The sequence below is a fragment of the Marinobacter alexandrii genome (assembly GCA_039984955.1).
Taxonomy (GTDB): domain Bacteria; phylum Bacteroidota; class Bacteroidia; order Cytophagales; family Cyclobacteriaceae; genus Ekhidna.
On sequence record JBDWTN010000005.1, the window covers coordinates 516,086 to 528,130 of the forward strand.

The following is a 12,045-nucleotide window of genomic DNA, read 5'->3' on the forward strand; positions in this document are numbered from 1 at the left end:
GACCTTCCTTAATTTTTAGGTAGCATGACAAACGATAAAAATGTGGAGATAAAGAGAGTCCAAAACCGACAGCAAAGACCCCAGAGGCTGCTCCTGTTAAGAAGGGAGAGGGAAAGGCTTAAGAACAACCTAACCAAGAGCAAATGAACTAGCCTCTAAAGAATTAAGCAAAGGCATCTACCAAAATAGTTGAGGGCTTTTTTGTTATATTTTAGCGACTGCATGGCAAAACTTAACCTTAGTATACTCATCTGCCTACTACCCTTGTCGCTCTTGTTGGCGCAAGAAAACCAATACATAAACTATACAGTGGACGATGGCTTACCATCAAACATGGTGTATGGGGTAGCGCAAGATGACAGAGGGTTTATGTGGTTTGGTACTGACTCAGGATTGAGTAGGTATGATGGATATGAGTTTACTAACTACTCTCTTGAAGATGGTCTTCCCGATACAGAGATATTGAATTTCTTCAAAGACTCTGAAGATAGAATATGGTTCTATACATTAAACGGGAAAATTGGCTTTGTTCACAACGATTCCATTTTCAACTCCAAAAATACTAAGTGGCTCAGAGAACTTGATTTTGACAGTAGAATTACGAGCATCGTGGAGGTAGACAAAAAGGTATATATAACTGCTATTGGCAGTACGTACAAGGTGCTTTCAGGCACAAAAGTTCAAATGTTTGATGTTGGGGAAAGTGCTGATTTGATCATATGCTATTGCAATGAACAAATAAATTTAATCCTCCAAAGTGTTAGTAAAAAGGGGATTTATAAGATTGATAAAAATGTTGGAGACTTTACATTAGAAAAGGCATTAAATAATAACCCGAGTGTTTCAGCCTTGACCTATCCGTTATGTTTTAAAAATAATATTTACGCCTTTAATTATTCCTTTACTATCAATGGAGTAATAAAAGTCAATGACCTCTCTTTTTACTATAGACCAGAGTCACCCAAGGATCACATACAGAATATTAAGGTGCTTAATGGCGAATTATATATTCTGACCATGGCTGGAATACTGAAAGCGAAAGACAAAAACAGAATATTTCAAGAGTTCGCTGATTTGAAGTTTACTTCTTCGATGTTCTTTGATAGTGAGGGAAATGCTTGGTACACCTCCATCAAGTCTGGAATTCACTTTGAACATAGGAGTAAGATCAAATTAGACCAAAGAAGCAAGAACATAGATGCAATATCATTGATTGATGATTTTCTGTATGTAGCGCATAATAGAACAATCATTTCCAAAAAAAATCGACTGGGAAAATATTCAGAGTTCTTGACTTTTAATAAGGCATTGAGAATCAATTTTATTGAAAAAGATCCGATTGGGAGAATTCTGGTAGGACGTAGTGGGGGCTTGTTCTTTCATAGGGAAAAAATTACTAGTGGTCAAGCAAGATCAATCACATTTGCAGATTCTACACTCTATGTAGGTTCAAATAGAGGAATTAAAAAAGAAGGAACACCCTCCAACGCACCTTATCCATTTAAGGGAAATGTATTAGATATTCATGCTGTTGGCAAGGACTCTATTTTGGTAGGAACTGAGCAAGGAATATTGGTAGTGAATGGAGATTCAATAGCTGTTAAATCCGTATTTAAAACTTTTTCTGATGACTCTCTGCTTCAAATACGAGTCAATAAAATGATTCCCCAAAAGGACCACTTGTGGATTGCTACTGGGGGTAATGGCTTACTGAAATTCAGTGAGAAAGGTAATATTGAACAGTTTTCGAAGAAAGATGGGCTTACCTCTAATATGATCCTCGATTTCATCATCCATGAAAATGCAATCTGGGCCGTAACTCAAAAGGGGTTGAACAAGATCACAGAAAATGAAGAGGGATTTCTGATATCAGCGCTTGACCAGTCTGATGGGCTTAACTCGTTTCAAATAGAAGGAATTGAGTACTTCAATGACAGCATACACTTAGCTGCAAATGATGGATTGTATTCAATTCCAGCAGATATTGACCTTACCGAAACAAATCAATTTGACCTCTATATTGACAAAGTATGGAGCGGAAACTCAATAACCAATGAATCAACTTTTGATTCAAATACAAAGTCCATTAGAATCCTATTTAAAGCCCTGGTATATAGAAACCATAAAAGTCTACTATATCAATATCAACTTCATGACAATGGAACGCCAGTGAATGAGAAAGAATGGCAAGAAGCGGATTTGAATGAAGTCAATTTTTTGAACCTTAGTCCGGGAAAATATAGTTTTTTGGCTCGAGCAAAAACCAAGAACAGTGATTGGTCTGACCCTGTTGAATATCAGTTTGAAATTAAGCCAGCCTTTTGGCAAACGCGCTGGTTTCCTGCTTCCATTATCATGTTGATCTTGACAATCGTGATTGCTGTGATAATTCAAATAAACCGTAGTAGACTTGCTAAAAAGAACTTAGAAAAAGCGAAAGTAAGTGCTGAACTGACTGCCTTGAAGGCGCAAATAAATCCTCACTTTTTGTTCAATGTGCTCAATTCAATTCAGCTGTTTATCCTTGAAAACAAAAAAGACATTGCTCAGGAGTATTTGCACAAATATGGAAAATTGATGAGAATGGTTCTCGATCACTCAGATCACTTGATTGTGCCGCTTAAGTCTGAACTCGAAATGTTAGGCCTTTACACCGACCTAGAAATGCTCCGTCTAAAGAAGGGATTTGATTTTGAAGTTATCACCTCAGACTATTTTAATACAAAAAGGGTAAACATTCCCTCCATGATCATCCAGCCATTTGTTGAAAATGCCATTTGGCATGGATTGTCTCCTTTAAAAAAAAAAGGGAAAGTAACACTAAAAATGGGTCATAAGGTTGGCCAAATAGTTGTAAGCATAGCTGACAATGGTGTTGGGTTTGACAACACAATCTCTACTAGTCCTTCATCTAATCATAATTCTTCCGGTGTAAGGATTGTTAAGGAGCGCTTGGATTTAATACATAACTCCTCCCGATTCAAAAATCATATTAAAATTGAAAGCACTATTGGCAAAGGAACCACAATAAAACTTACATTTTCTGACGCTCTTTCTTAGTTAAATTTTGTATTTTTTCTTATGATTAAAACGATCATTGTAGACGATGAACCCAGTGCAATAAAAGTTTTGAAACTTATGATAGGTCAGCATTGTCCTGAACTTCAAATTGTAGCTACGAGTGACAATATAAGTGACGCCTATCAGCAAATTATATCCCTAAATCCTAACCTGATTTTTTTAGATATAAATATGCCAAAAGGCAATGGTCTAGAACTATTAGAAAGGATTCAACACCAATCGTTGAAAACAGTTTTAACTACCGCATATCAGCAGTTCGCAATTGAGGCCCTTAGATTATCTGCGCTGGACTATTTACTTAAACCCATTGGGAAAGAAGAGCTGAGATCGGCGGTAGATCGATACAATAGTAAGGATGAAAGCACATCTAAAGTCGTCGGGAATTTCGATAATCATAACCCGAGAATATCAATAAAAACAGTAGATGGACTGACCATCTTAAACCTTCAGGATATACAGTTTATTGAGTCCTTTAGAAACTACAGTATTTTCCACAACGGCGTAGAGGAAATCGTGTCCTCCAAGTCTTTAGGTGAGTACGAAACGTTCCTTGAGGGACTAGGATTTGTTAGAATTCACCGATCCACCATTGTGCAAGTTTCTCAGATCAAAAAATTGAGAAGAGGAAAGAACTGGTCTGTGAAACTCATTTCTAATCGCGAATTGGAAGTCTCGAGAAAAAATCAAGAAGAGCTTAATAGGGCGCTGGAAAAGAGTTTGTAGGATGTTATCTCAAATCAGTTATACTATTTATTACCCCATTCGTCCCTAATTATTCCCCATTTATTCATTGCTTGGAGAGATGAGCAAAACACCCAATTTCCAAAACTATTTTTGGTGTTAAGTGGCGGATCTGAAAAGCCTTTTAACAGAGTAGGATAACATTAATTATAAACTATGAAAACCAATTTTGTACTAAAAGCATGTTCTGTTTTTCTAATGATGGTGGCATTTAGTTGCTCCAATGAACTTGAGGAACAGACAGTATTAGAAGAATCAAATGAAGCTTTAATCTTTAATTCTTCACAAGAATTTACAGATTTTGTAGCACATTCTTCATCACTTTCATTAGAAGAGCTAACGCAGAAGGAAGAGGCCTTGGGTTTTAAATCATTCGCAAGAAAGTCAGAAGAAATATATCAAGCATTGGAGAATGCGAATTTTACTTCAGCTAGTGAAATAGAACAATTTGTTTCTGAAAATTCCGAATATTTGAAAATTCAAACAGACGCTTCAGGCGATCGATCACTTGAAACCAACTTTGATAACCTCTCTAAGTATGCAATGAATGTAGACAGGGTATACATTCTCGGAAACAATTTTTTCAAGCAATTTGAGAATGGTTTGGCAAGCACCTTACTGATTGATAAGGCAGAGCTGAATAAACATGATGAACTGGAATACAACAACGTTGATTCAAAAGTGATTTTTAAAAGAAACCGTATCAATGAAGGGGCAAGAAGTCTTACAACCAACTGCGGAAATTATAGAAAAGAAACAGTGACAAATGGAAATAATAGAACTATTGTATCTGTTAAAACTGGAACAGATGCTCCAGCTGTTGGTGCTCAAGAGGTTGGATTTATTAGAGCTAGGATTAGACCTCAGAAGAAAACATTTGGAGTTTGGATAAGGGCAAGAAGAACCATTAGAGGTCATTTCAATATAGCCATAGAGTACGACAATGGATCAGGTTTAGAGAGAATAGACTTATACCATAAGTTTGACAACAAACTAGCATTTGAATTTGATGAAAAAAGCTCCTATTCTGAAATAGATGCCAATACTCCAGTCAATTTTGCAGGATACTACGTTTTTGGAGATACACCGTCTACGCCAAGTGCACTTATTCAGTGTAATGCAGAAGAGGTATGCAGTTTTTTCAATCCTTGTCCAGACCCAGACCCTGCACCAGTTGATCCATGCGCTGGAGTTTCCTGCCCCAATGGATATGAATGTCAAAATGGAAGTTGTGTTGATCTATGTGCTGGAATACAATGTGTAAACGGCTATGTATGTGTAAATGGAAATTGTGAACTCGATCCAAATTATAGTGGGTGTAGTCTAAATAATCCCTGCCCTCCTGGGGAACACTGCAACAATGGAGTGTGTACTCCTTGGTAAAATAAAAGCAACGGGTAAGGAAACTTACCCGTTGCTTTTATAATCCTATTTTGTCTCTTTCTTACTGTAGAAGGAGGAGCAATAAGTCTATCAAATTTTGAGGATAATATGTCTGCCATCCTATTTGCAAATAGAAGATGATAACTTAATTGTAATTAAGGGATTTTTCGGTTTCAGTTTCTTGTACAGCATCTACCGAGAGATTAAGAACAAATCCTTACCCTGACCCAGCACCAGTTGATCCATGAGCCGGAGTTTCCCTCGTCAATGGATATGAATACCAAAATGGAAGTTGCGTTAATGTATGCGCTGGCGTTCAATGTGTTGCAGGTTATATGTGTGTAAATCGAGATTGTGAACCTGATCCAGATTACAATGGGTTTTCATCATTCAAATCGACTTTAGCTGCTTAGCTTTGAACAATATGATCCAAGCAAAACAAGTTTTTCCATTTTATGTTTTATGCCTATTTCTAAGCAGCTGTGACACGACAAGAAAAGTAGACTCACCCAATGATATGTCCTACATCCCGTCAGGCACATTCCAGATGGGAGGAAAAAGTGATCAAGCCGAAATAGATGAATTTCCTATAAGAACTGTCAATATTTCACACTTTTACCTTGACAAAACAGAAGTAACTAATAAAGACTTTTTAGCATTTACAAAAGCTACTGGCTATCAAACTACAGCTGAAAGAGCCATCAATTGGGAAGAAATGAAACAACAACTACCTGAAGGAACTCCAAAGCCAGCTGATTCTATTCTTCAACCAGGCTCACTTGTTTTTAAACCTACACCTTCAGCAATAAATCTTACTGATTACTCTCAGTGGTGGGCGTGGAAAGTAGGAGCCAATTGGAGGCATCCGGAAGGACCGGAAAGTGATATAGAGAATCGAATGAATCATCCCGTGGTTCATATCACATACGAGGATGCCAACGCTTATGCCAAATGGGCGGGTAAGAGACTTCCAACAGAAGCAGAGTGGGAATGGGCCTCCATGGGTGGTCTTAAAAACGCTAAATATCCCTGGGGCAATGAAACAATTGAAAAAGCGTATGATAAGGCGAATTTCTGGCAAGGGGTCTTTCCTTATAATGATCTTGAGTTAGATGGATTTTCTGGAACTGCTCCAATAAAAACATACGCGGCAAATGGGTATGGACTTTTTGATATGGCAGGAAATGTATGGGAGCTTTGTCAAGATAAGTATCATGTGTCCGCCTATCAATTGACAGGTTCAACAGCTATTTCTGACCCAATTGGACCCAATAAATCATATGATCCTCGAGAACCACATGCTGAAAAATATGTGACTCGCGGTGGATCCTTTTTGTGCAATGATAGCTACTGTAGTGGTTATCGAACCTCAAGAAGAATGAGCCTGGACAGACAATCGTCACTCAATCATACTGGGTTTCGCTGTGCGAAGGATGTAGATTGAATAGATGCTGAAACAAGCCTTCCTGCGGTAGGCAGATTCAGCATGACTTAATAGGAAAGTTTATTGTTCCTTAACCCACACATTTTCTAGTTCTTCGAGTGATTTACCTTTGGTTTCAGGGATGTATTTTTTGGTCAAAAAGATAATCATAGCGATGAATCCTATGAAAATGAAGTAAGGTAAAGACCCGTTCCAAAAGTCACCTCTATTGGCTTCACTATCCACAACAACAGGAAATGATTGAGAAACTACGTAATTCATAGCCCACTGTGCGGCTACAGCCACCGACATAGCGGTTGTACGTATTTTATTGGGGAACATCTCTGAGAGTAAAACCCAAACAACAGGACCCATAGAGAGAGCAAACGAACCTATAAATACTAGAATGCCAATAAGGGAGATCACCCCAACTTGTTCTATCATAAGGGTAGTGCCTAGCAAAAGAAAACCCAGAATCATTCCTACACTTCCCAAATAAATCAATGGTTTTCTACCAAATCTGTCTACCGAATACATGGCGATAAACGTGCAAACAAGGTTCACCCCTGCCAAAAGTATCTGTTGTTTCAAAACGTCTTCCTGTCCAAATCCAAGTGCTTTTTCGAAGATATCAGCTCCATAATAAAGCACAGCATTGATTCCAGTCAATTGCTGCAACGCAGATAAAGCAGTACCTATTAGCACAATAGGTAAAAAGCTTTTCTTCAAAATGATTGAAAATTTAGGCTTGTCATTCATATCCAGTGTACTCGCAATTTCTATCACCTCTTTTTCAGCTATGTCCTCACCATGGATGCTCACCAACACTCTTTTAGCTTCCTCATCCCTCCCCTTCATCATCAACCAGCGAGGACTTTTTGGAACCACTAGTAGTAGTCCCAGAAAAATGAGGCAGGGTATAAGTTCTGACCAAAACATCAACCTCCACCCTTCATTGAGATTGTATACATCACCTCCTGAATCTCCAATCGCATAAGTAGCCAGAAAGACAATGAAAAATCCTACAACAATAGCAAGCTGATAGTATGTCACCATTTTACCTCGTATAGCAGCAGGGGCAAGCTCGGCTATATAGGTTGGAGCATTCATCGAAGCTATGCCAATACCTAACCCTCCTATAATTCGAAAGAAAACCAATAAGGAAACTGACTGTGGCAAAAAAGAAGGTAATCCTGAGCCCCATGCAGAAAGCGTGAAAAGAACAGCCGAGATTATCAATGAATTTCGTCTTCCAAAAAATTTACTTAAAGGTCCGGCTACAATGGCGCCCATCAAACAGCCAATCAGCGCACTACCAACTACCCATCCTTTCATCACGGCATCCAGATCAAAGAATTTGCTAAAATAGAACTGGGTTCCATTGATCACACCCGTGTCGTAACCGAATAGCATACCTCCGAGTGAAGCTACCAATGTGATTAAGAGAAGGTTTGATTTTTTCATTATCGTTAGATTAATAGGTTATCTGAATGTTTTAAAGTCTATTTTTTCGATCTTGGCAAAGACACTTTCTGCTCAGATTTATCAAATGGGATAGTGGCAATGATGTCGAATTTCCCATTCGAATGAAATACAATTTCAGCCGAGAGGAATTTAGAAACGTAATTACCTTCCACTTTTCCTAGTGTCAACTGTCCTTCAGGATCATAAGAAATAGCTCTCTTGTAAAAGGCTCCATCTTGATAATCGAATGTATTGCCATCATCTTCGTAGTATTCAAAACTAGTCTTTTGACTGCCATCATATACATGAATCATGAGCTTATCCGAGGGTTTTTGATTGGCATGCTGAATCGTACTTTGCATTGGGATGATAGCCCCTTCTCTTACGAAAATCGGAAGTTGATCTAATGGGGCATCTACTATTAATTCCTGATTTCCTTCAAACACTTTATTGGTCCAATAGTGGGTCCATTTACCTTCAGGCAAATACACTTTTGCAAATTTCTGGTCACTCTCAACTGGCGCTATGAGCAGATTGGGACCAAACAAGTATTGGTTATGATAGGCACGTGTGTAGACTTTATTGTCAAACGTATAATCCATGACTAAGGAACGAGCCACAGGAATTCCGGAAATAGAAGATTCATAGAATGAAGCATATACGTATGGTAGTAGTTGGTATCGGGTATTCAAATACTTCCTGCTTATACCTTCTATTTGTTCTCCATAAGCCCAAGGTTCATGGTCACGTGTATTATGCGAGGAATGATTCCTGAAAAATGGGGTAAAAGCCCCCTGGGACAGCCATCTGGCAAACAATTCTGGTGTACGATCGCCAACAAATCCCCCAACATCCGGTCCTGCAAACGAGATCCCTGAAAGCCCCATACTGGCTACCATCCGGGCACTCAAAAGCATGTGGTCATCTGATGCGACATTATCACCGGTCCATACAGCGGAGTAGCGCTGAGAGCCGGAAAATGCAGCTCTGGTCAGAATGAAGGAGCGTTTGTTATTCCTCAATTGATTGACACCTTCGAATGTAGCTCTGGACATTTGCATCCCGTATACATTATGTGCCTCCAGATGTGTTCCTCGATTTCCCTCCATGCCAAATTCAACTAAATCCGGTGTTCTATTTCCCCATGAAGCTGGTTCGTTCATGTCGTTCCAAAAACCCTCCACTCCTACGTCTGTTAGCGTGTTGAACTTATTCCCCCACCACTTTCTGGATTTATCCAATGTGAAGTCTGGAAAAAAACACCTGCCTGGCCACACTCTGGCCGCATAATTTGACCCATCAGGATAAGTTGCGAAGACTTTCTTTTCCACACCATCTTCATATACCTGGTAGCCATCCTCTGTTTTTATTCCTGGATCAACAATCACCGCAACGTGAAAGCCCATATCATTGAGTTGTTTGATCGTTCCTTTAGGATCTGAAAATCTTTTATTATCCCATGTGAATATTTTGTATTGATCCATGTAATGAATATCGAGATAAATGACATCTGCTGGAATCTCTTTTTCTCTAAATGTCCGTGCTAGAGTTAGTACTTCCTTATCCGGAAAATAGCTCCACCTGCTTTGTTGAAATCCTAAACTCCAGATAGGTGGAAGCTCCATTCTCCCAGTCAGCCAAGTGTAATCTTTCACAATATCTCTCACAGAGCTACCTCCGAAAAAGTAATAATCCAGCTCGCCATCTTCAGCTCCAAAACTGCTGAATCGGTCGTTCGATGCACCAAAATTGAAAACTGTCTTGAACGTATTGTTCAGGAAAATACCATAAGTTAGCTTGCTATGAATTCCTATGTAAAAAGGGACTGAAGCATATATAGGATCATCATCTACTTCATATGCATAATCATCATTGTTCCAATTTTCATAGGCTTGCCCTCTCCTATTTAATGGCCCTGTTTTTTCTCCCAGTCCAACAAATTTTTCATCTGAAACGAGTTTCTTATAATTAGTAACCTGATTTCCAATCCATCGAATGCCCATTTCATCGTCTTCACTCAAAACGTTTCCTTTTTTATTGAGATAGGTCAGAGTAAGTGGAGCCTTATTGACTTTGACCGTAAGTCGTTCAGTCTCCAAGATCAGTTCATTTGTATTTTCATTGATAGACTTAAATGGAATGGTAGCATCCTGAATAACAGCATAATTTGCCTTTGAACGAAACTCATCCTTTACTATTATGACGTGAATCACGTCTTCTTGCAAAGCCGATATCTTGGCTAGACCGAAAGAGGTTTTGATCAAGACTTGGTTACTGGTGACTTCATGGGACGCATAATCTCCAAGTCGTTGACTGACTCTACCTTGGCCTACTGATGAATTGACAACAACGATGAAAGTAATTAGTATTACTACCTGTTTAAAGTAGAATTCTTGATTGAACATAGCTAGTTTTTTTAGTGATTAATAAGTGTCTATATACTTATGATCAAACCTTCTTCCCACATCTCGTCTAAGCGGGATGGACATCCCATTTGTTTCCTCAAGCCAATCGAAAATATCATTTCTTAGTTCGATAGCTATCTCTTTATGTTCTGAGCTTCTGATTAGGTTATTTGTCTCAAAAGGATCATTTTCAAGATCATACAATTCGTTGATATCCCAGACTCCATAGTATCTGATGAACTTATATTTATCTGTTCGCACTGCATGTACGGTCGGTGTTTGTGGAAATGGACGCTCCCAAAAATATTCATAATAGATCCGTTCACGCCATTCAGGATTTTCTCCATCCATGATCGCTTTGAAGGATTGTCCATCCATGTTTTTAGGTTTGTTGACACCTGCATATTCCATAATAGTCGGAGCTATGTCAATATTCTGAATCATCTGGCTGATTTTACTCCCAGGTGTCACACCCGAACCATAGGCTAGCAGAGGAACTCTAATGGATTCTTCATACGCCTGACGCTTATCTATCAGACCGTGTTCACCGAAAGAAAAGCCATTATCGCCCATATAGATGATTAAGGTATTCTCCATTAAATCATTGTCTTCCAAATATTTTAGAATACTCCCAATACTTTCATCCACACCTAGTAATGTTTCAGTATACGCTTGGTAGAAACTTTCAAAATCGTACTTCCCGTGGTACATATAATCCACACCATGCCAGCTATTCCGTTGATTTTTTACCCAGTCAGGAACATCAGCATAGTTGTATGGAATCGTATCTGTTCCGTATGGGTTCTCACCTGGAGGATACATCGTTGGAGGATAAGCAGGCTTTTTATCTTTGTATTTATCAATGTGTCTTTTGGCTGGATAGAAATCTGCATGTACTGCCTTGTGTGACACATACAAAAAGAACGGTTCCTGTCCGTCTTTCGAATCTCCAATAAAATCAAGGGCGTAATCAGTTATAACATCTGACACATGCTTTGTACTATCATTGAATGATTCTTCTGTGCCATTGTTGTTGAATACGGATTTGTAATAGTTGCCTTGCCCTCTGAAACTAGCCCAATAATCAAACCCGGCACGTTTTTCATAATTATGCTCCCCCATGTGCCACTTTCCTGTAAACCCTGTTTTGTAGCCGGCTTCTTGCAAATATTCAGGAAAGAAAATGGCAGAATCGGGCACAAGTGACTGATTATCAATCACTCCATGATGATGTGAGAACTGACCCGTTAAAATTGAAGCACGACTGGGTGAGCAAAGTGAGGTAGTTACAAAAGCGTTTTCAAGATGAGCTCCTTCGAGAGCCATTTTATCCATATTGGGAGTTTTCAAAAATGGAACCCTCCCCGTAAATCCCATAAAATCATACCGGTGATCATCACTCAGAATGAAGATGACATTTTTTTGTTTGGTATTCGGAATTCGATCCGGTTGAATTCCTTGTTCAGCATCATTCTTTTGCTGACACCCTATGAAGATGAGCGCGACTACAAATAGAATAGATTGATAATATCTTTTTGTCATATCTGA

The 12,045-nt window shown here is 38.8% G+C and carries 7 protein-coding genes; 4 read left to right on the forward strand and 3 right to left on the reverse strand.

The annotated features are described in order from the left end of the window. Positions 1-222 precede the first annotated feature (222 nt). The 4 genes from ABJQ32_03035 (at position 223) to ABJQ32_03050 (ending at position 6,649) form a co-directional block, all read left to right on the forward strand. Positions 223-3,060, forward strand: coding sequence for a histidine kinase (locus ABJQ32_03035; protein MEP5288594.1), 2,838 nt, complete (start codon positions 223-225; stop codon positions 3,058-3,060). 21 nt (positions 3,061-3,081) lie between these two features. Further along, entirely contained in the window at positions 3,082-3,804 is a 723-nt protein-coding gene (locus ABJQ32_03040; protein ID MEP5288595.1) for a LytTR family DNA-binding domain-containing protein, read from the forward strand. 174 nt (positions 3,805-3,978) lie between these two features. Further along, complete coding sequence (locus ABJQ32_03045) at positions 3,979-5,205, forward strand: EB domain-containing protein (protein MEP5288596.1); 1,227 nt, start codon at positions 3,979-3,981, stop codon at positions 5,203-5,205. Positions 5,206-5,629: 424 nt separating this feature from the next. Beyond that, a complete protein-coding gene (locus ABJQ32_03050; protein MEP5288597.1) occupies positions 5,630-6,649 on the forward strand; it encodes a formylglycine-generating enzyme family protein in 1,020 nt (339 codons plus the stop codon). 60 nt (positions 6,650-6,709) lie between these two features. On the opposite strand, the gene ABJQ32_03055 is transcribed toward ABJQ32_03050, so the two are convergent. Genes ABJQ32_03055 through ABJQ32_03065 form a run of 3 tightly spaced genes read right to left on the reverse strand, consistent with a single transcriptional unit; the run spans position 6,710 to position 12,039 of the window. Beyond that, a complete protein-coding gene (locus ABJQ32_03055) occupies positions 6,710-8,092 on the reverse strand; it encodes a sugar porter family MFS transporter (GenBank protein MEP5288598.1) in 1,383 nt (460 codons plus the stop codon). Positions 8,093-8,130: 38 nt separating this feature from the next. Further along, positions 8,131-10,497: a glycoside hydrolase family 31 protein gene (locus tag ABJQ32_03060; protein ID MEP5288599.1), complete on the reverse strand. Its 2,367-nt coding sequence runs from the start codon at positions 10,495-10,497 to the stop codon at positions 8,131-8,133. 18 nt (positions 10,498-10,515) lie between these two features. After that, positions 10,516-12,039, reverse strand: coding sequence for a sulfatase (locus ABJQ32_03065; protein ID MEP5288600.1), 1,524 nt, complete (start codon positions 12,037-12,039; stop codon positions 10,516-10,518). Positions 12,040-12,045: the final 6 nt, after the last annotated feature.